Source organism: Microbulbifer pacificus (assembly GCF_002959965.1).
Classification (GTDB): Bacteria; Pseudomonadota; Gammaproteobacteria; order Pseudomonadales; family Cellvibrionaceae; genus Microbulbifer; species Microbulbifer pacificus_A.
On the sequence record NZ_PREV01000026.1, the window covers coordinates 86,341 to 108,629 of the forward strand.

General features: G+C 57.9%; 11 protein-coding genes and 1 pseudogene. 4 read left to right on the forward strand and 8 right to left on the reverse strand.

Annotated elements, in window-relative coordinates; translation table 11 throughout:
- Positions 1-115: 115 nt before the first annotated feature.
- From C3938_RS00985 to guaB, 3 genes are all read right to left on the reverse strand, one after another.
- Positions 116-3,922: an SIR2 family protein gene (locus C3938_RS00985; RefSeq protein WP_105101416.1), complete on the reverse strand. Its 3,807-nt coding sequence runs from the start codon at positions 3,920-3,922 to the stop codon at positions 116-118.
- Positions 3,923-4,185: 263 nt separating this feature from the next.
- Entirely contained in the window at positions 4,186-5,763 is a 1,578-nt protein-coding gene (gene guaA, locus C3938_RS00990) for a glutamine-hydrolyzing GMP synthase (RefSeq protein WP_105101417.1), read from the reverse strand.
- 119 nt (positions 5,764-5,882) lie between these two features.
- Complete coding sequence (gene guaB, locus C3938_RS00995; protein ID WP_105101418.1) at positions 5,883-7,367, reverse strand: IMP dehydrogenase; 1,485 nt, start codon at positions 7,365-7,367, stop codon at positions 5,883-5,885.
- A gap of 161 nt (positions 7,368-7,528) precedes the next feature.
- Here guaB and xseA point away from each other — a divergent pair, with 161 nt between their 5' ends.
- Together xseA and C3938_RS01005 are read left to right on the forward strand one after the other, a co-directional pair.
- Positions 7,529-8,893, forward strand: a complete 1,365-nt coding sequence (gene xseA / locus C3938_RS01000; RefSeq protein ID WP_105103147.1) for an exodeoxyribonuclease VII large subunit — start codon at positions 7,529-7,531, stop codon at positions 8,891-8,893.
- Between the two features lie 130 nt (positions 8,894-9,023).
- Positions 9,024-10,937 (forward strand): annotated as a pseudogene (locus C3938_RS01005) (transporter substrate-binding domain-containing protein); the annotation flags it as partial.
- A 265-nt stretch (positions 10,938-11,202) separates the two neighbouring features.
- Here C3938_RS01005 and C3938_RS18135 read toward each other — a convergent pair.
- From C3938_RS18135 to C3938_RS01030, 5 genes are all read right to left on the reverse strand, one after another.
- The gene (locus tag C3938_RS18135; RefSeq protein WP_105101420.1) at positions 11,203-12,180 is read right to left on the reverse strand and encodes an NAD(P)H-quinone oxidoreductase; all 978 of its coding nucleotides are present in this window, start codon (positions 12,178-12,180) and stop codon (positions 11,203-11,205) included.
- Between the two features lie 97 nt (positions 12,181-12,277).
- Positions 12,278-14,560: a TonB-dependent receptor gene (locus C3938_RS01015; protein WP_105101421.1), complete on the reverse strand. Its 2,283-nt coding sequence runs from the start codon at positions 14,558-14,560 to the stop codon at positions 12,278-12,280.
- 437 nt (positions 14,561-14,997) lie between these two features.
- Positions 14,998-15,636 carry a pyridoxamine 5'-phosphate oxidase gene (pdxH, locus tag C3938_RS01020; RefSeq protein ID WP_105101422.1) on the reverse strand — a complete coding sequence of 213 codons (639 nt, stop codon included), beginning with the start codon at positions 15,634-15,636 and terminating at the stop codon, positions 14,998-15,000.
- 124 nt (positions 15,637-15,760) lie between these two features.
- Positions 15,761-17,062, reverse strand: coding sequence for an RDD family protein (locus tag C3938_RS01025; protein ID WP_105101423.1), 1,302 nt, complete (start codon positions 17,060-17,062; stop codon positions 15,761-15,763).
- Positions 17,062-18,753: a molecular chaperone HscC gene (locus tag C3938_RS01030; RefSeq protein WP_105101424.1), complete on the reverse strand. Its 1,692-nt coding sequence runs from the start codon at positions 18,751-18,753 to the stop codon at positions 17,062-17,064. Before C3938_RS01030 ends, C3938_RS01025 begins: the two co-directional genes overlap by 1 nt.
- Before the next feature lie 367 nt (positions 18,754-19,120).
- On the opposite strand from C3938_RS01030, the gene C3938_RS01035 reads away from it, so the two are divergent.
- Entirely contained in the window at positions 19,121-20,743 is a 1,623-nt protein-coding gene (locus C3938_RS01035; RefSeq protein WP_105101425.1) for a 5-guanidino-2-oxopentanoate decarboxylase, read from the forward strand.
- A 49-nt stretch (positions 20,744-20,792) separates the two neighbouring features.
- Positions 20,793-22,226 carry an aldehyde dehydrogenase family protein gene (locus C3938_RS01040; protein ID WP_105101426.1) on the forward strand — a complete coding sequence of 478 codons (1,434 nt, stop codon included), beginning with the start codon at positions 20,793-20,795 and terminating at the stop codon, positions 22,224-22,226.
- Positions 22,227-22,289: the final 63 nt, after the last annotated feature.

The window sequence follows — 22,289 nt, forward strand, 5'->3', positions numbered from 1 at the left end:
GCAATGAGTGCAAACACTACCATTCCGATTTGCTTATGGCAGACTCCACCGTTTGAGATCGTGAAATCTAGGAATCCACATCCATAGCCGGGTTACCTGTCATGAAGACCGAGATCTAGCTTCGTTCAACAAGTTCGATAAGGCGCAAATAACGTGGGTCTGATGTCAGCTCAGGTTCGGTTTCCTCAATCAGTGCTAGTACCGTCGGTAACTCGTATGGCGGACGGGTAAGGACCTGAGGTGTAACCCTGCTCATCAAATCCAGCGTCGCTTCAGGGAATAGAGCTGTAATCGGCCTTACATCACTGATCTCTTGGGCGAACCGGTAGAAGGGATGGTCAATTGTCTCTACCGGCACCAAGAACTTCTTTACCGCTTCGTAGACGGTCGGGAAGCTATCGCCGGTGTTATCAAGCAGGCGGATCCACGCCTTCATCGATGCAGAGGTCCTGTATCGGCGTTCTCTCGGCCAGTCCTCGTTGATTAAGGGGACGACAAGTTTTACCCAGCCATTTTCGTTTTTCTGCCCAACCCGCCCCAACCAGAAAATGAACCGGTTCCGGGTATCGTCAGACATCGCTCGTAAGACTGAACGCATTTCACGTCGTGAAAGGCCGCCCGGCTCATCTGAATGAAACACCCGCATGTAGCCTAGCCATTCGGCGGCTACCTTTGAGAGGTCGCGATCCCATGAAAACCCTTCGATCCACGGAAAGAGATAAAGCAGGCTCGGCTTGATGATCTCCGCTAACGGCGAGCAAGGCACTCGGCCGTGAAGAAATCCATTCCAAGCTGGTTCCGCGGCTGAATGCTCTAAGGCCAACATTGGAATAAGGTGTTTCCTGGTCCAGGCAGGATCGACAAACATCAGCCAGTTCAGCTTGCTGCACGCTATCGATACGGCATGATCTGAACCCTCACCCGGTGCTGCAAATAGGCGTTCGATACGAGACTTGATGTGATCTGGTATTAGTGACCCGGCCTCCTGTTTCTCCCCGGGTACCGCATGGAAAAGTGCCTCCGCACACATCCCGATGGGGCCATTGATCGCATGGCTGAACGTACGCCGGGACCGTTGAATGACTTTTCCACCTTGGCGGACTTCGCCAAGACCACTCTTAGTGACATTTACTCCGCCACTCAGGATGCCATCAACGATGTGATCGTAGACATCCCAACCGAGATCGTCATCAAACTCAAGGACCGCGACCAAATTCTGTTTGAGCCATCGACCCAAGGTATAGCGCAGCTCAGCAATGACCTCTTGTGGGAGTCGCGCTATTCGATTCAGGAATACCTGTCTCAGCCTGGGCGAAATGTTTGCTGGAAGATCATTGATCATGGACGACCAGAACGCCTCCGGATAGTCGCCAGACCTTCCCGCAATCGTCAACGCGGACAACGCCTTTCGCGGATTGGCTTTCACCAAACCAGTGAAGGGCCGCTTCTCAGTGAAGCTATCAAAGTCACGCTTCAGGTCTTCCTTTGCCCTGGCGACCACGTCGCTCACGGGGAGGTCTAAAACCGTATCTGGGGTCTCGTCCGTACCGATCCACCCTCCGCGAGATCCCCATTCGATCACCGTCGAGTTCGCTCGACCGTCGCTCCATTCAGGAATGCCGCTGATCATCTCGGCAAGTCGTTCACTGCGATCTACCTTCAGTTCACAACCCTGTAGCTCAAGATACCGGGCGTATCTGGCGGCGCACTCATCCCGAAATTCAGGGAACTTCTCGTCAGACCAGTGGGAAAGCTTATCGGGGCCGGCCAAGATGCGGTCGGTGAGTTGATTTTGATTCTCCTGGGAGAACTCTCCCCATCGGTCCACCAGTAGGAAAAGAAGCTCTCGGGCCACGTCGGTATCCCAGAATGTCTCCTGGTCTAAGGACAAGACTTCTTCGGCAACATGGTCGGCCTCAAAGGCGTCTACTTTGCTGAACGCATACAGCTTTAGCTTCCGGAAAAAGAACCGGTCTGTCGCAGGCCAAGTCGTTGCATGTGCATTCGCCAGTTCTGGCCACTTGGCAACCATTCGGTCAAAAAGTTGGACGAACCAAGTCACGACCTCCGCGGCATCCGAGATGTGTTCTTTTCCCTCAACCGCACGGCCTGGATAGCAGGTCGGTATCCGGAAATAGACAGTCTCGATATCCGTTAGTAGCCCTGAGGCGACAGTTAGCTGTTCCTCCAGGATGCCAAATACCTGTGGCAATAGATCATCGGAGACATCTAAATCTTCATTGTGCCGCTCAAGGAGCACGATTTCCCACTGACCTAGGTCGTCGAAATGAATTTCCTCCCAGGGTACACAAGGCGGCCTGGACTGCCTCAAACCATACGGTGGTTTGATCTCCAATCGCGGCGCCGCGACCCTCCGGAATTCTCGCAGGACACTGGCTGTCCACCCCTCCGCATTGACCCGTTTCTTGAAGTCGAACCAGTCGCCATTCCACTGGCGATTGCGAGGGTCTCGATGGTGTTCGAGGATCAGGCTCCAGATATGGCGAGCACGCTCGTGCAGAACCACCGAGCGTTCCATTTGCCACTCGATCTGTTGCAGCAGTCGCGGATGCAGTCCGTTCTGCCGAATGGCCCACCAAGCCAGCACCGGGCTATCGATGGACTTGCTGAGCCAGTTGATAAGGTGGCCCAGCCTTATCGGGGTCGTCTCGAAACCTTCAGCCTGTCGTCCGCCCAACCGATGAGAATCATGCGGATTGTCGTCTTCATAACGCCAGACAAGGAGATTGTCGTTACTGACACCCAGTCTGCGATCATCGTCAGAGATGTCCCTCAGATCGTCATCGAGTCCATAAGCGGCCCAGGGATCGAAAACTTCAGCACCGTCGCCATAGCCGCCACTCTGTTTGGCTGATCGGACATTCGCATCCAGTACACATACCCATTCAGGATGCGGTACCGGATCAGCCTCCGAGAACAACTTCGCTCCCTGCACTGTGCGAAGGACATGAGCAACTTGGCCTCGCTCATGAGAGGCCAGATCCTTTGGGTCCTGCTGGCATTTAGCGATTATGGATGCACGCCATCTGCGCGGATCATCGGCCCGGTCGGCCCAGGCTTCCATGCTCCTCCACAGGTCCGGATGATCGGAATAGGCTATGGCTGTGACACCTCGGTCACGCCACTTGGCTTCGATCTCCTCAGGACGTCCACGGTCAAAGGCATACAGCCTAGACCGGTCATATTGGCCGTCATGGTTAAGGCCCTGAAGAAGATATTTAACTGGTGGGTCTTCCGCCTGATAGCCAACCAAAACCACGGTATATCGTTCGAGAAGATGCCTAATGAAGTTGGTGGCCCATGCTTCTGAGAGGTAGGCACGTCCGAAGTCTGCGCTGCTCAGTACGTAGGGGTGACTTTCCGAGGCTACTTCCACCAGGCGCCCGTGTAGATACGTGATTCCCTCTATCTTCGATCCAAAGTTGAGGTCGGGAAAAGCAGGCGGCACATGCGGGACCAGATGCTCTCCTTGCTGCCCTGCCTCGAACAATCGGTCGAAGTTAGTCGTAACAATCTGCGGCACACCGCTCTGGCTCGAAGAGATCCGTTTGATCAGACCGTGCTCACGTCCAAAGTCTTTGATCTCTAGGGGAACACTCAGTCGCTCTGTGACCAGAGCGTTAACTTCATCCTTGCCATATTCAAGATGGAGAAGGTTGAAGATTTGGTCGAGTGGGACATTCGCTGCAGATGGATCGTCCAGATGCGGCCGAAACGCGGTCATGATTTCCGAATCTGCTGGCGGGTCAAAAAACTCTATGACGTGCTGAGTGAGGCCGACAAATGTTGGCATTCCGGATGGTGATGAAACTCCGGCGCCGCACAAAAATACCACTCTGCCAGCATCACATCGTTCAAGGAGGAGATCCGGGATAGAGGGACCATCGGCAAAAAACCTCATACACAGCAACGCCTCTTAACATCGTGGATTTTCAACCGAGCACACCATAGACAATCACCCTTTCGAAGGAGCGTTTATCTACCTATGCGGCGCGGAGACCGCGTGACCGTGCAGTTGACAGATAGTACCAATACGAGCCCTAGAAAATAAACTGACTCCTCTTGATAAAAGACACAAGAGCCCAAGAGAAGATTGCGATGCAAACGATTGAGAAAAGAAAAGGCGCCACAAGGGCGCCTTTTTTCAATATTGGCAACGAGGACCTATTCCCACTCAATAGTAGCCGGCGGCTTGCTGGACACATCGTAAGTCACACGAGAGATATTCTCGATCTCGTTGATGATGCGATTGGACACTTTCTCGATCAGCTCATACGGCAGGTGCGCCCAGCGCGCCGTCATGAAGTCCACAGTTTCTACCGCGCGCAGCGCCACCACATATTCATAGCGACGGCCGTCGCCCACCACACCCACGGATTTGACCGGCAGGAACACCACAAACGCCTGGCTGGTTTTGTGGTACCAGTCCGCCTTGTGCAGCTCCTCGATAAAGATCGCGTCCGCTTCGCGCAGGATATCTGCGTACTCTTTTTTCACTTCACCAAGGATACGCACGCCCAGCCCCGGGCCCGGGAAGGGGTGGCGGTACACCATGTCGTAGGGCAGCCCCAGCTCCAGGCCGATCTTGCGCACTTCGTCTTTGAACAGTTCGCGCAGCGGCTCCACCAGTTCAAACGCCATGTCTTCCGGCAGGCCGCCCACATTGTGGTGGGACTTGATCACGTGTGCCTTGCCGGTTTTGGCGGCGGCGGATTCGATCACGTCCGGGTAAATCGTGCCCTGTGCCAGGAACTTCACGTCCTGCAGCGCGGCGGCTTCCTTGTCGAAAATTTCGATGAAGGTGTTGCCAATGATCTTGCGCTTGGCCTCCGGCTCGTCCACCCCGGCGAGGCGGGATAGGAACGCGTCTTCGGCATCAGAGCGGATCACGCGCACGCCCATGTTGTCAGCGAACATCTGCATGACCTGATCGCCTTCGTTTTTGCGCAACAGACCGTTGTCCACGAACACACAGGTCAGCTGGTCACCAATGGCCTTGTGCAGCAGCGCCGCCACTACGGAGCTGTCGACACCGCCGGACAAGCCCAGCAATACTTTTGCGTTACCCACCTGTGCGCGCACCTTGGCGATAGAATCCTCGATGATGTTTTCCGGGGTCCAGAGTTTTTCACAGCCGCATAGCTCGATCACGAAGTGTTCGTAAATGCGGTTGCCCTGCAGGGTGTGGGTCACTTCCGGATGGAACTGCACCCCGAAGAAGTTCTTTTCCGCGTGGTACATACCGGCGATCGGACAGCTCGGCGTGGAAGCCATCAGCTCGAAGCCTTCCGGCATTTCCACCACCTTGTCGCCGTGGCTCATCCACACGTCCAGCAGCGCCTTGCCGCTGTCATCCAGGTGGTCCTTGATGTCGTGCAGCAGCGCGGACTTTCCCTCCACGGTGACCTGCGCGTAACCGAATTCACGCACATTGCTGCCTTCCACCGCACCGCCCAATTGGTGCGCCATGGTCTGCATGCCATAGCAGATGCCCAGCACCGGTACACCCAGTTCGAACACCGCCTGCGGCGCGCGCGGGGAGCCCTCTTCCGGCACGGATTCCGGGCCGCCGGCAAGGATGATGCCTTTCGGCGCGTATTCGCGGATTTCCTCATCGCTCATATCGAAAGCGCGGATCTCGGAAAACACGCCCAGTTCACGCACGCGGCGGGCGATCAGTTGGGTGTACTGGGAACCGAAGTCGAGGATCAGGATTCGGCTGGAATGGATGTCTTGGCTCATGGCTTACTCGTAACGGTTTTATAAACGGCAAACGGACCTATGAGGTCCGTTTGCGGTTCACTTTCAAGTGCACTTCTAGTCTTTTAACCGGGGCCAAACCCCAGCTGGGATTTGGTCTGTCAGCGGCCGCCTACGGGGTAGTTCGGCGCTTCCTTGGTGATCTGCACATCGTGTACATGGGATTCCCCCATACCCGCAGCGGTTACCCGTACAAACTGCGGCTTGGTGCGCATGGTTTCCATATCCACACTGCCGGTATAGCCCATCGCGGAGCGCAGGCCACCCATCATCTGGTGCACGATGGCGGAAATCGGGCCCTTGTACGGCACGCGACCTTCGATACCTTCCGGCACCAGCTTTTCCGCGCCCTTGCTGGCATCCTGAAAATAGCGGTCAGAAGAGCCCTGGGTGCGAGACATGGCACCGAGGGAGCCCATGCCGCGGTAGGATTTGTAGGTACGCCCCTGATACAGCTCCACTTCACCCGGTGCCTCTTCGGTACCGGCAAACATGGAGCCCATCATTACGGAGTAGGCACCGGCGGCGATGGCCTTGGAGATATCCCCGGAGAAGCGGATACCACCATCGGCGATCAGCGGCACGCCAGTGCCCTCCAGCGCCTTGGCGACTTCGGCAATGGCGGAGACCTGGGGCACGCCGATGCCGGTTACGATACGTGTGGTACAGATGGAGCCGGGGCCGATGCCCACCTTGACCGCATCTGCACCGGCTTCCGCCAGGGCAATCGCGGCTTCCGCGGTAGCAATGTTGCCGCCGATCACATCCACCTGTGGATGCATTTCCTTGATGCGACGCACGCGATCGATCACGTTCTTGCTGTGACCGTGGGCGGTATCCACCACCAACACATCCACGCCCGCTTCCACCAGTGCCGCCACGCGGTCATCGGTGTCAGGGCTGGTGCCAACAGAGGCGCCCACACGCAGGCGGCCGTCACTGTCTTTACAGGAATTGGGGTACTTCTCGGCCTTGTTGTAATCCTTGACGGTAATCAGGCCCTTGAGGTCGAACTTGTCGTTCACCACCAGCACTTTCTCGATGCGGTGCTTGTGCAACAATTCGCGCACCTCTGACGGAGAAGCGCCTTCGTCACAGGTTACCAGGTGCTCTTTTGACGTCATGATACTGGCAACAGGCACATCCAGATTGGTCTGGAAGCGCACGTCACGGCTGGTGACGATACCTACCAGGCTGCCCTTGTCCATTACCGGCACACCGGAAATATTGTGGTGGGTAGTGAGCGCGATCAGCTCACGCACCGTGGCGTCGGCTTCGATGGTAATGGGATCTTTCACCACACCGGCTTCGAACTTCTTCACCGCGCGTACCGCGAGAGCCTGTTCCTCGATGGACATGCTCTTGTGAATGATGCCGATACCACCTTCCTGCGCCAGCGCAATGGCCAGACGCGACTCGGTCACGGTATCCATCGCGGCGGACACCAGCGGAATATTCAGGGTGATATTGCGAGACAGCTTGGTTTTCAGGGAAACATCCTTCGCAGTAACCTCGGAGTAACCGGGCACAAGCAGGACGTCGTCGAAAGTGAGGGCTTCGCGCGCGATGCGCAGAGATTCAGACATGGACACTCAAACCTCAAACTGAGCGGGAATGGGTATCGGCGCGATTATAGCCGCATCGCTTGCGGAAACAAAAGACTATTTTCCCCAGATTGGCAAAACTCTTTACCCGAGCGGACTTCCTTGCAATATTGGCCGCCCTGACTGGACCGTTTGAGAACGAGATGCCTGATTCCCCCCCGGTTACCCCCCTCTCCCGCTCTCCCCTTCCCACCGACGGCCGTCCCGTCCTGACGGTCAGCGATCTCAACCGGGAGGTGAAGCAGTTGCTGGAAGGCAGTGTGCCACTGTTGTGGGTGAGCGGGGAGATCTCCAATTTTGCCGCCCCCAGCTCCGGGCACTGGTACTTTACCCTCAAGGACGCCCGCGCCCAGGTGCGCTGCGCCATGTTCCGCGGCCGCAACCAGATGGTCCGGTTTCGCCCCGCCAACGGCCGCGAGATTCTCGCCCGCGCCCGCGTCAGCCTGTACGAGGGCCGCGGCGAGTTCCAGCTGATCGTCGAACATATGGAAGAGGCGGGATTCGGCGCCCTGATGCGTCAGCTGGAAGAATTGAAAGCCAGACTGCAGGCCGAGGGCCTGTTCGATCTCGCGCGCAAAAAAGCCCTGCCCTACCTGCCCGCCACCATCGGTATCATTACCTCCCCCACCGGCGCCGCCGTGCGGGATATGATCCAGGTGCTCGGACGGCGCTATCCCGCGGCAAACATCGAATTGATCCCGGTGCAGGTGCAGGGGCAGGGAGCGGCACAACAGATTGCCCGCGCCATCGAACTGGCCGGCCGTCTACAGCGCCACGACCTTTTAATCGTTGGCCGCGGCGGCGGCTCGCTGGAGGATCTGTGGTCATTTAACGAAGAGATCGTCGCGCGCGCCCTGGCGGCCTGCCCCATTCCCACCATTTCCGCGGTCGGTCACGAGACCGATACCACCATTGCCGATCTGGTAGCGGACGTGCGCGCCCCGACGCCCTCCGCCGCCGCGGAAATTGCCAGCGCCAACGCCGCCGCACTCAGCGAGGAAATTGAGAGTGTCCGCTGGCGCCTGACACGAGCAACGGACCTGCTGCTTCGCCACTTGCGCCAGCAGGTACAGGTCGTGGGGAATCGCATCCGACACCCCCGCGAGCAGCTGCAGAACCGCGCACAGCGCCTGGACCACCTGGAAATACGTCTGCGCACCGCCATACGCAATCGCACCAATGGCCATACCCTGCGTCTGGAGCAACTGCGACGCGCACTCACCCAGGTCCATCCCCGCCATCGTATAGAGCGCGCTCAGGTAGCGCTGGCGCAGCATACTCACGGCCTACACAAATCCGCCCTGGCCCTGCTACAGCAAAAGCGGGAAAAAGTACTCCACTCCGCCCAGCTCCTGCACAGTGTGAGCCCACTTGCGGTGCTTGAGCGCGGCTACGCCATTGTTCAGGGCGACGACAAGCAGATCATTCGACGCGCCAGGGACACGTATTCCGGACAAAGAATCCACACAAAACTCGCCGAAGGGGAAATTACTGCAATTATCGAATAACGAAAGTATTTTTTTCTCTTGCAACCATATTTTGCATCATCACTCTACGATAGCCAGATCATTTTTCTCGCGGAAGGTGGAGTAATTCATGGGTGCGAAAAATACCAAGCGGTTTCTGCTGCTCACCGTGATGATTGCCGCTCTGGCCACGTTGTGCGGCGGATGCGAAAAAAAGCAGAGTGAGGAAAACAAAACAACCTCACCCAAAGAATTCACCACAGAAAAGGATACCCGCTTCGAAAATTACACAGAATCGGGAGACCTCGCGGCCATTAAAAAACGCGGCTCTATCCGCTTTGTCACTCTTGCGGCCAATCGGGATGACCTGCTCCCTCGCGCCACCATCGTTACCCAACTCCAGTATGAGCTGGCTACGGATCTTGCCAGAAGGCTCAAACTCACCCCTCACTGGCTGGCCGCCGCATCGCCGGAGCAGGCGCTGCAGATGATCAAAAACGGACGAGCCGATGTCTTCGCCGGCAACCTCACCCGTACCGAAGAGCGCGAAGAAAATTTTGATTTGTCGGAAACCATCGCGCGAGCCCGGCAACAACTGGTGACCGGCATTGACGGCCCAGATATCAGCGACCCGTCAAAGCTTGGTAATTCCGTCATTTTGGCCCTGGAAGGCAGCACCTATGCCATCACCGCCAAAGAGCTCCAGAAAAAAAATCCATCGGTCAAGGTTGAGGTGCGAGCTCTGCGCTCGGAAGACACCATCGACCATTTATTGGACGACCTCAACCAACAGAAAGACTTGATCACCATCGTTGACAACAACCTGATGGAGGGCGTGAAAAGCTACCGAGATGATTTTAAAACCGGCGCTTTTGTCAGTGGAGAAGAGGACATCGTCTGGGCGATGCGTAAAGATTCCCCTGAACTCAAGCTGCGCGTTAACAACTTTCTGACCAAAAAATTGATTTCTGCACCCAAGGAGAGAAAGTCGGACTGGGCTTCCATCAAGAAATCCAAAGTCATCCGCTTCCTTACCTACAACGGCCCCACGAGCTACTTCATGTGGAAGGGCACACTGATGGGGTTCGACTACGATCTGGCGAAAAAATTTGCCGACAAGCACGGCCTGGAACTGGAGCTGATCGTGGTGCCGCACGACCAGGAACTGATTGAATGGTTGAAGGCCGGTCGGGGAGATTTTGCCGGTGCGTCTACAACCATCACGGACCGGCGCAAAGCGCAGGGGGTTGATTTCAGCACCCCCTACCTCGAAATGGCGGAACAGATCCTGAGCCACAGTGGCAAACCGGCCATCAATAGCCTGCAGGATCTCAACGGACGCACACTGACACTCCGCGCCTATACCATTTTTGAAGACATAGCGAAGAAACTGCAGCAGAGCGGAATCCGCGTCAAGATTGAAATTGCAGACCCGGAGGTAAGCTACGAACGCATCATCAATATGGTGGCGGAGGGCGAGGCCGATGCCACCATTGTTGATGCCAGTGCCGCGGAAATCGGCGCATCCCTTCGCAGTGATCTCTCGGCGGGGCCATTGGTCAGCGAACCATTCCCGCAGGGATGGATGGTCGTCAGAGGCAATGACACGCTGCGAAAAAAAATCGATGCGTTTATTACCGAATTTCGAAAAACCGACGACTACAGCAAAAAAACAGCCTATTACTTCAAACCCAATAAAAGAGTCAACGACAAGATCGCGGAGCGGGTACGCCCGGGAGGTGCACTCTCCCCTTACGACAAGCTGGTAAAACACTCTGCCAGAGAATACGAATTCGACTGGCGCCTCATCGTGGCACAGATGTGGCAGGAAAGCAGCTTCAACCCGAAAGCGGAGTCTCCCGTCGGCGCGCAGGGCCTGCTACAGGTTATGCCGCGCACCGCCGAGGAAGTCGGTTACCCCCCGCCACTCTTCGAGCCAGAACGTGGCATTCAGGCGGGCGTGAAATACCTGAACTGGATTCGCGACCGCTTTCCCGGGGATGTCAGCCTGGAGAACCGCCTGTGGTTCTCGCTCGCCGCCTACAACGCGGGCATCGGTCATCTCTATGATGCACAGCGGCTGGCGAAAAAACTGGATCTGGATCCTGACATCTGGTTCGACAACGTCGAGGTAGCCATGCTCAAACTGTCAGAGCCACGCTATTTCAAAAGCGCGCGCTATGGCTATGCCCGGGGCGCCGAGCCGGTGCAGTACGTGCGTAATATCAGCAAACTCTACCGCGCTTACACTGACCTCACATCTGGTGAGGTCGCGATGTTACGTCTGCTGTATACCCCGAAAACAGATTTTCCCGGCACGAGAGAATTACCGGACACAATCTACCCGCCGCTCAGATCTCCAGAACAATCTTGCCAATATGATTACTGGATTCCATCAAACGGTGCGCTGCCGCTACATCTGCAAGCGGAAATGTTGCCGCAATCTGCGGACGGATTTTGCCGGTCGCAACCAGTGGCCACACCTGCTCCAGCAGGTCTCGTGCGATAGCGGCTTTCACCTCTGGCCGCTGGGGGCGCAGAGTGGAACCGGTCAAGGTCAGGCGTTTCAGCATAACCGGTAACATGTTGACTTCAACTCTGGCACCGGCAAGAAACGCGATATTGACAATGCGTCCGTCTTGAGCAGCAGCCTGGATATTGCGGTCGACATAGTCGCCCCCCACCATATCGAGAATCACATCGGCGCCACGATTGTTGGTGGCCGCCCGTACCTCAGCCACGAAATCCTGTTCGCGGTAATTGATGGCGCGCTCAGCGCCCAGCTTTTTACAGGCCGCGCATTTCTCAGCGCTGCCCGCGGTAGCGAATACCCGTACGCCCAGGCTGACCGCGATCTGGATGGCGCTGGTGCCGATACCGGAAGAGCCGCCGTGCACCAGTAATGTCTCACCCTGTTTGAGATGCGCACGGTGAATCAGGTTGCTCCACACCGTGAAAAACGTTTCCGGCAATGCCGCGGCTTCAACCGCCGTCAGTCCCTCCGGAACCGGCAGGCACTGCGCCGCAGGTGCCAGTGCATATTCCGCGTAACCGCCACCGTTGGTAAGGGCGCATACCCGCTCACCAACCTGCCAGCGGGTCACCCCCTCGCCGACGGCCGCGACCTGGCCTGCGACTTCGAGCCCAAGCACCGGAGAAGCTCCCGCTGGTGGTGGGTAGAACCCCGCGCGCTGGACGACATCCGGGCGATTTACACCGGCGGCTTCGACACGGATCAGCACTTCACCCGCACCGGCCACCGGCACATCACCTTGCGCGAGCTGCATTTTTTCCGGACCGCCGAACTCCGGAAGATCTATGTAACGCATAGGGTTCTCCCCGCTCCTGTTAGAGAAACCTGAATCCTACAACATAAAAGGCCCGGCATAGCCGGGCCAAACAAGACGGAAAGGGACGAGTTGTCGTCTAGATTTCGTAGTTCAACTCAATACCCACGATACGACCGCGGTTGAGCGGGGTGAAGCTGGCACCCACACCGCCCATGGACGTAGGCAGCTGGGTATCGTTGCCCTCACTGACCTCATCCAGCATATTCTTGCCAAACAACGCCACACGATAATTGCCACCGTCCGGTTCGATGCCGATGCTGAAATCCACCATTTCCACCTCGCTCAACATACCGAGGTTGTTGTCGGTATAGGCGGAGGCGTCGCGGTGGTTGTAATTGATACGTGAGGTAAGCGCGCCCCAGCTTCCCAGCTGCAGGTCGTGCACCATGCCAACGCCGTAAGTCCAGGGAGCGAGGCGCGGAATTTCCAGCGCGTAATCCGCACCATCCACCACGCCGTCACCGCTGATATCCAGCCACACATCGTCGTACTCGCCATCAACATAGCCCAGGTTCATGGTCAACAGCAGGTTCTCGGAGGCTGCTGCCATCAGTTCAAACTCGGCGCCGCGAATGGTGGCGTTGGCAGTGTTACGGATCAGCTGCGCCACACCAGCGGGCTCAATCGGCAAGTTAACCTCCCGCTGCATGTCGTCGATGGTGTTGTGAAACAGCGCCATGTTGGCTTTTACGCGGCCGTCCAGCCACTGTAATTTAGCCCCAAGCTCGAAACTGTTCTGCTCTTCCTGGTCTGTCGGCCCCGGCGATTCCCCTGGCACGGTGTTACGCATGTTGTAGCCACCACTGCGGAAGCCCTTGGTCCATACCGCGTAGCTCTGGGCGGAGTCACTGATTGCCCACTGCAGGCCAACTTTCGGGGTAAAAGCACTCCACTCTTCAGTATCGCTGAAATCGTAGCTGTAACATGCCTCGCGGTCACAACCACCACCGGGCGCAATAGAAGCAATATCTGCGTCCTTTTCCTCTTTGGAGTAACGGCCACCCAGAGTCAGTACCCAGGACTCATTAAGATCGATATCCGCCTGGGTAAATACCCCCACAGCGGTGTGGTCCTGAACACCCCCGCCAGCCATAACCAGAGAACCACCCGAAAAGCTACGTTGCTCAATATATTCCAGGTCCTGAGTAAACCAATACACGCCACTGGTAACGGAAGTGGAACCAAAGCGCCCCGAGTAACGCAATTCATTACTCAGTTGGTTCTGGTCGATCAGACTATAGGAGTGGAAAATAGGCAACGGCAGAGAATCAATATCACCAACACCGGATGTCTCATAGTCACGCCACGCCAACACATTGGTGATGGTGCCGTTGCCGAAGGCGACATCCTGGTTGTACTCGGCGATCGCCTGACTCCAGTCGGTCTCCGCCCAACCTTCCTCGTCGATGGCAAGCTCAAAGGAATCCTTACTGTTATCCCAGTCGGTTACACCGACAGAGGCAGCAATGGCTTGGGCGGAATCGCCATGATTGATACCGGTTATCCCATCCGCATCCACATGGCCACTTTCCAGGCGTACGATCAAATTCGCGGTCTCGCTCAAATCGACGGTAAAACTCGGACGCACGAACCAGGTTTCAGATGCACCGAAGTTGTCATTACCGGTGGCCTTGTTTTCGAACCAGCCCTGATCGTCGCTGTAATAGGCGGTCAGGCGCCCGTTGACACTGTCGCTGATCTTGCCGGAAACGGTACCCGCCAGATTGGTTTCCTGCTGGGCGGTGGTGGAGAAACGCACCTTGCTGGTGAATTCCTCGGTGGGCTTGGCGGTTTTTACAACCACCGCACCACCGGTCACATTCCGACCGAACAGCAGCCCCTGCGGGCCACGCAGCACCTCAATACCCTCCAGATCGAACAGATCCAGGATCACCCCGGCGTTGATCCCCATATACATGCCGTCCACAAACACACCAACGGTGGGGTCGATGGAGGGAATAGAACTGTTGACGCCGAGACCACGCACCGTGAAGTTGGCGGTACTTTTGATCGTACCGGCGTCGTCCATCTGCACATTGGGCATTTTAAACGCCAGACTTTCCAGATCGCGGGTCTGCAAGGCTTCCAACTGGTCGCCAGAGTATGCGGTAGCCGCTACCGGCACGTCCTGCAGACGCTCCGCATCGCCGCGTTTGCGGGCGACAACCTGTACTTCCTCCAACAGGGTGTCGATGGAATTTTCCATGGCATGAGCCGTACCAATACCGCACGCCAATGACATGGCGGCGATGGAGCAGGCGGAGGTTAGAACCAGATTCCGGCCTTTTCCATTGGTTCCGGCACTGCTGTAAGCCAAGCGAAAGGATTTTGGGGTAAAAGCGTCAGATGGGCTTCCCATGTTTTCTCTCCATTGCATCAAGTTATTTTTATGTATTTTCCAGCAACAGACTCACCGCGACCGGTACTGCTTATTACGCGACATCCATATTTCGCGACCCGATCAGTTACCGCGCTGTTTTTCCGCCGACACCCGATGACGGGCGCCGGCAGAGCAAAGACTACAAGAGGTCTTTCCGTTACAAAAGTTTATTTTTTCGAGCAATGTATTCCACGGCTCCCCGAAGGTCAGGAACATCACTCACAGAAAAGGACAAAAGTGCATTACCTCCACCGTCAACGCGATGGGTACCGGGCATTTGTTTCCTAAATTCTCCCTGCACCCTCGGCTCAAACTATGGGGTGAGCCATTGATCCGATTGGTAACAGCTTCAAGGCCCGCTACATTGCCTCAGGCAATAGCAGGTATCCATGCCGCGAATGACGGGAAAAATTCAATCATGGACTCAGTCGCTCAATCTGCCACTCCCCATCACCCATAGAGCGATACACAAAGCGGTCGTGAAGACGCGAGGCGCGCCCCTGCCAGAACTCCACTGCGTGAGGGACCACACGGTACCCCCCCCAGAACGCCGGGCGCGGCACATCCTGACCGGCAAATTTTTCGTGAAATGCTTCGAAGCTGTCTTCCAGCACCTGGCGGGACACGATGGCATCGCTCTGGTGGGATGCCCAGGCCGCGATCTGGCTGTCCCGCGGCCGGCTGCGGAAATAGTCGTCCGCCTCCGCATCCGTCAGCGACAGCACGTCACCGCGCACAATCACCTGGCGCTCCAGAAAATGCCAAGGAAATAACAGGGACGCCTTGGGATTGGCCGTAATATCCCACGCTTTCTGACTTTTCAGGTTGGTATAAAACACAAAGCCGCGCGCATCGAACCCCTTCAGCAGCACGATCCGCTGCGACGGTTGCCCGCTCGCGTCGGCGGTACTGAGGCACATGGCGCTCGGGTCGGAAATATCCGCCTTCACCACCTCTTCAAGCCAGGCGCGAAACTGGCTGATCGGATCGTCCGCCAGATCACCCCGCTGCAAGCCGCCCTGCAGGTATTCCCGCCGCCACTGGCCAATGTCCATCGCTGTCATAACCTTCCCTTTCCAGATACAACAATTACCACTGCTACAACTTATGAAACGGATAACTCCGGCTAGTGTACGAAGTTACCTCGCCAATCCCAATTTGTCCCTGCGCGATAGCGCGTTACCCGTGCCGGCGCAGATGCTCCTCGCGGCTCTTGCGGTAATTCACCACATAGGTGCGACTCATACGGTCGTGCAACAGGTTGCCGCCAAGAAAACAATTGATAAACCAGCCGATCTTGAGAGTCGGCACGGTGAGAAGAAAGCTGGCCGTCCGCCACAGACCACGAAGGTACCCCACACGCTGGAAGTCCCTGTCCATTACCCGGTACCCCAGCAACCACTTCCCCGGCGTGGTCTGCCATTGCGAGCACTCCGCCAGCCACGACAACAGCAGGTAAACCGAGCCAGAGAACAGCAGGCCGGAAAATGTGGCATCCGACTCTGTTTGCCCGGTGACTTTCATGATCACCGCCGTGGCCAGCACCCCGACCATCAGGTGAACCAACCCGATGTCCAGAATCACCGCCACTGCGCGCCCGAGCAGCCCACCGAAAAAATACTGCTCCAGCCGCTCCTGTAGAACCCGGGCTTTCTGACGCACCAGTTTGCTGCCGCCGCGAATCGCCGAAGCGGGGTCCGCATCACGAGGGTCGGTCTGCAGAGCATCAAACAAAATGTCCGCGAGCTCTTTACCGAAACGCGCATAATAAGTTTCCACGGCGCCCGACCAACCGAACAACTGATCGCAGTACGCAAGTACATTATCGGTAATAACGGTGCGGTATTTCTCCTTCCCTTTACCCTTGGCTTCCGCCGCAGCCAGATTGAAACGGGCAAAACGCTCGAACACCGCAAGGCCGAGATTCCAGTTGTACTCGTCCTCCAGCATGTAAGGGGACTCGACGAGAAAATGCCAGCGGTTTTCCAGGTTGACCCGCAGCGGGTCTTGCAGGGCCTGCTCTACCAGCGCCAGTACCCGGTGATATTCCTCAATGCGCAATTGCCGGGCAGCGTCTTCTTCCGTAGACGCCTCATCATCGTCCGCCTTTGTCACCACGGAGACCGACGCCTCGCTTTCGCGGTTTGGTGCAGAATCCGCATCTTCCCCGACTGGGGCTGACACCGCAGTAATCTCGCCCAAAGTCCCTGATGGTGGCATTTCCGAACTCGCCGCCACCGTAGAAGATTCTTCGGCCGCGAGCACTTCCGGCACCGGGTCGACCAGTTCCGCTGTATTCCGCTGGCGCCGCTCCGCGCTGGCCTGGGCAAGTCTCAATGCCTGTTTATAGGCGCTGTGCAACTGCTGAAACGCTTCCGGTCTTTCATCCGGCCGGTTCTGCTTCAGTTTTATTGCATAGGCGCGCTTGATCGCGCGCGGGTCGTCACAGGGCTCGATACCGAGAATCGCCCAGGAATTCATCAGATCCAGTCCTCACCGTCGAAGCGATCGAGAAAATCCCGCAGACTCGCCTGGGCCCTCTTGATTTCCGCCGGGTTTTGCCCGTTGAGCACGCGGTCGAACTCACCCAGGGCGCGGGAAATGATCTCGCGCTGTTGCCCCAGGCTCGCTTCGTACAAACGCTCACCGCGCGCGATCAACGCGCGATTGGCCTCGTCCTCACGCGGATGGAATTTCAGCGCCGCCAGCTTTTCCAGTGCTGCGGCCTTTTCCTTATCGTTCAGTGCGCCGGGAGTAAATTCGATCAGTTTGTTGTAGGCCTTACCGGTGGAAACCACGGTAACATCCACTTCCAGTAAACCGTTCATGTCATAGCTGTAACGGATATCCACGGACTCCTTGCCGCGCGGGCCCTTCGGCACCGGCACACTCATCTCCCCGAGATAGACATTCTTTTTCACCAGACGGTTCTCGCCCTGGTAAACATCGATGCGCAGTTCCGTCTGGTTGTCGCTGGCGGTGCAGACCTGTCGCACCACACTCACCGGCACGACCGTATTGCGCTCGATGATCGGCAGAAAGTATTCGCCCTGGTCCGGACTGTCTTCATTGATGATGCCGGTACCGAGGGTGTAGGGGCAGACATCCGTGAGCACGATGTCATCCAGCGCGGCATTGCGGGACTTGAGCCCCGCCTGTATCGCCGCGCCCATGGCCACCACGGTATCCGGGTCGAGATGACAAGACGGCAGGCGCCCGAACATGCGTCCCACCATGGAACGGAACAGCCCCATACGTGTGGAACCGCCCACCAGCACCACGTCGTCGATGGACTGGGAGGGCATGTCCGCGTCGCGCATGGCGCGCTCGATCGGACGCTTGGCCCGCAACAGCAGGGGTGTGGCCACCTTTTCAAACCACGCGGAGGTCGCCTGCCACTGTATTTTTTCATGGCCGAGGTCGAGTTCGATCTGCTGTTCCGCCGACTGACCGATACGGCGTTTTACGCTCTCCATCTGCATATACAGATTCTGCTGCTGCCGGGGGGACAGCGCGCTCCGGTCAATATTGAACTCCTTCAACACGCTGTCGATCATCGCCTCGACAAAATCCTCGCCGCCGAGAAAGTTGTCGCCGGCACTGGCGTGCACCTCCATGATGCCGTCGAAAAACTCGAGAATGGACACATCAAAGGTGCCGCCTCCCATATCCAGAATGAGGAAATTGCCCTCGCGCTTGTCGTGCAGGCCATAGGCGATGGCCGCCGCAGTGGGCTCGTTGATCAACCGCTCCACCTTGAGGCCGGCAAGCTCGCCAGCGAGCTTGGTGGCGTGACGCTGGTTGTCATTGAAATAGGCAGGCACGCTGATCACGGCCTCGGTAACGGGTTCACCAAGATAGGCTTCGGCGTCCTCCTTCAATGCGCGCAGTACCAAGGCGGAAAGCTCTGTGGCGCTGAACATCTGGCGGCCGAGCTTGACCTTGTGATCGGTGCCCATCAGGCGCTTGAATGCGGCCACGGTGCGATCGCTGTGGTTGATCAGGCGTTCCTTGGCGGTACGCCCCACAACCAGTTCGCCGGCATCATCAAGACCTACGACAGAAGGTGTGAGCACCTCGCCGAGACGATTGGGAATCAGCTTGATTCCATCTTCCGTCATGACACCACAGGCACTGTTGGTGGTTCCCAGATCGATTCCGACAATAGCCATTGTTCCCCCTGAACTAAAAACCGGCTTTTCATTATTTTTCGTGAGCGCGCATTGAAGCATATTTTCAACCCGCCCAACTACGAGACAGGGCACAGCACCGGGCACTGGACAGTCCCTGCCCGACCGATCCCGGATCAGCCCCCAGCCGGTCTCGCCCGCCGTACCGATCTCTGCTCAAAAACAGAAATATCCTGTCGCCCACGCCACTCTGGCTCAATTTTCCTGCGTTTTTTACCGTGGGAATGCAGACTCTGCTGCCGCTTGCAGTGCCGGCAGCCCGCGACTAGGCTCCGACCAACCACTGCGCAAATCTCAGGTATTCGCGGAGATTTGACGGCAGAAGAAAAAAGAACAGTAGGACCGACGAATGGCCAGTAATCCTTCACAAGCCAATCCCAGCTGCGCGCAGACCCTGATGCACCTGCTGCGTCAGTACCACGTGGATACGGTGTTCGGTATCCCCGGTGTACACACCATTGAACTTTACCGCGGCCTTCCCGGCAGTGGCCTGACCCATATCACGCCGCGCCATGAACAGGGGGCGGCCTTTATGGCGGACGGTTATGCCCGCGCCAGTGGCAAACCCGGCGTGTGCTTCCTGATTACCGGCCCCGGCGTCACCAACGCCGCCACCGCCATGGCCCAGGCGTATTCTGACTCTATCCCCATGCTGGTGATCAGTGCGGTCAACCGCCGCGAAGACCTGGGTACGGGACGCGGTCGCCTGCACGAACTGCCGCGCCAACAGGATGTGACCCGCGGCTTCTGCGTGTGGCAGCACGCGCTCACCAGCGCCGAGCAATTGCCCGAAGTACTGGCGCGCGCCTTCCAGGTGATGCATGCACCGCGCCCGGGTCCGGTGCATATCGAAATCCCCATCGACCTGTTTCCCGCGCCCATGCGGAATCCGCTCACGCACTACCGCGCGGTCAATCCCACGGCGCTGCCGGCGGCCCCGGCCGAAACCATTGCCACTGCCGCCCAATGGCTGGCAGAGGCCCGTTCCCCGGTTATCCTGCTGGGTGGCGGTGCGCAGGCGGCCAGTGCTGAGGCCACTGCGCTGTCGGAAAAACTTGCCGCTCCGGTGTTCCTGTCACTCGCGGCCAAAGGGATCGTCGATGAACGCCACCCGCTGTGCGGCGGCGCCAATCTGAGCTTCAGCAATGTGCGCGAACGCGTCGAAAACGCAGACGTGGTACTGGCGGTGGCCACGGAGCTGGCAGAGACCGACCGCAATCTGGTGCGGGACAATTACCGGTTCAACGGCAAACTGATCCGCGTGGATCTCGACCCGGCACAGCTGGTGTGCAATGCCAATCCCGATCTCGCCATTTGCGCGGATGCCAGGAACGCGCTGGCACAACTGTCAGAATCGCTGCCCGCAGCAGACCCTGAGCGTCAGCAGCACACCACCGCCGAAGTGGAAGACCTGTTATACGGTTGCCGCCAGGAGTGGTGGCCCGGCTCCGAAGAGCGTTACCCCTGGGTGCGGGCGCTGCGCGACGCGCTGCCGGAGGACGGCGTTCTTGTAACCGACTCCACCCAGCTGGCCTACAACACCAATCATGCACTGAAACTGTTCCAGCCCCGCAGCCACATCACCTGTACCACCGGTTATGGCACCCTGGGTTTCGCCCTGCCCGCCGCCATCGGCGCTGCCCTGTCGAGCCCACGCCCGGTCATCGCCCTGATCGGCGACGGCGGCATCATGTTCACTCTGGGTGAACTGGCCGCGGCGGTGGAACAACAGCTTGCGCTGCCGATCCTGGTATGGAACAACAGCGGTTACGGTGAGATCCGCGATTTTATGGATCAGGCCGTCGTGGAGCAGGAAGGTGTAAACCTGCGCGCGCCGGACTTTGTGGCCCTCGCCCGCGCCTTCGGCGCCGAGGGTTGCCGTATCAGCAAACCGGAACAGCTGAACTCAGCGGTGTTGGAAGCGTTTGCGCGCAAGGGCCCAACGCTGATTGAAATTACTGCCCCGGCGTAAACGGAAATCGAAACTCCAAAACGACAATGAATAGTACGGCGAAGCAACCATGACAGACCTGAAATCCCTGCCTACGAAAAAGCTCTACATCAACGGCGAGTGGCGCGACTCCAAGGGCGGCAGCCTGCACCCGGTCATCAACCCGGCCACCGAAGAAGCACTGTGCGATGTGATTCAGGGCACCCTGGATGATGTGGACGACGCCGTGGCCGCGGCAAAATCCGCCTTCAGGGATTGGCGCCACACCCGCGCCGCCAAGCGCCAGGCACTGATGCACGCCATTGCCGACGGTATGGAGGCGCGCAAGCAGGATCTTGTCGCCGCCGTTTCCACGGCGCTCGGCTGTCCCCCGCATATCACCGAGTGGCTGCATATCGACGGCCCGATCTATGCGATGCGCTTCTACGCCGACCGCGCCGCAGTGATGGAAGAGACGGAAAAGGCGGGCCATTCGCTGGTGCTGAAAGAGCCGGTGGGCGTGTGCGGATTCATCACCCCCTGGAATTACCCGCTGCATCAGTTCGTCGGCAAGGTGGCCCCGGCACTGGCCGCCGGCTGCACCATGATCCAGAAGCCGTCGGAAATCACGCCGCTGCAGGATTATGTGATGGCGGAAATTATCGATGCCGCCGGCATACCCGCGGGCGTATTCAACCTGGTGCCCGGCGCCGGGCCAGTTGTGGGCGCGGCGCTGTCCAGCCATGCAGATATCGACATGATTTCGTTTACCGGCTCTACCCGCGCCGGCATTGAGGTGGCCCGCGCTGCGGCGCCCACAGTCAAACGCGTGACCCAGGAGCTGGGCGGCAAGTCGCCGTTTATCATCACTCCGGATGCGGATCTCGAAGCCGCGGTGCGCTGGGGCTGCGAGGATGTCTTCATCAACAGCGGCCAGACCTGCACGGCGCTCACCCGTATGCTGGTACCCGCGGAACGCTACGAGGAGGCGGTCGCGATCGCCAAGCGCGTGGCGGAAGACACCGCGATGGGTACCGACGGGAACGCCTTCATGGGCCCTCTCTCCTCCGCCCGCCAGCGCGATATCGTGCGGGGCTATATCCAGAAAGGTGTGGAGGAAGGCGCACGTCTCGTCACCGGTGGTGTGGAGGCCCCGCAGGGTTTCACCAAGGGTTTCTACGTCAGTCCCACGGTATTCGCCGATGTGGACAACGATATGGCCATCGCTCGCGAGGAGATTTTTGGTCCGGTCACCTGCCTGATTCCCTACAAGGACATGGACGAAGCCATCGCCATCGCCAACGACACCCAGTACGGACTCTCCAGCGGTGTGTGGGCCAAAGATGCGGAGTCGGCAATGCCCGTCGTGCGCCGTCTGGAAGCCGGGCTCTGCTTCGTCAACGGCGGTGAGTTCAATTACGACGCACCCTTCGGCGGTATGAAGCGTTCCGGCAACGGGCGCGAATTTGGCAATGCCGGCCTGGACGAGTTTATTGAACTGAAATCCGTACAGCTCCCCGCATAAAAAACTGCCGCGTCGTCTTTATTGGCGGCGCGGTTGACTGCCCGTTCCCCCCTCGCTATCTTT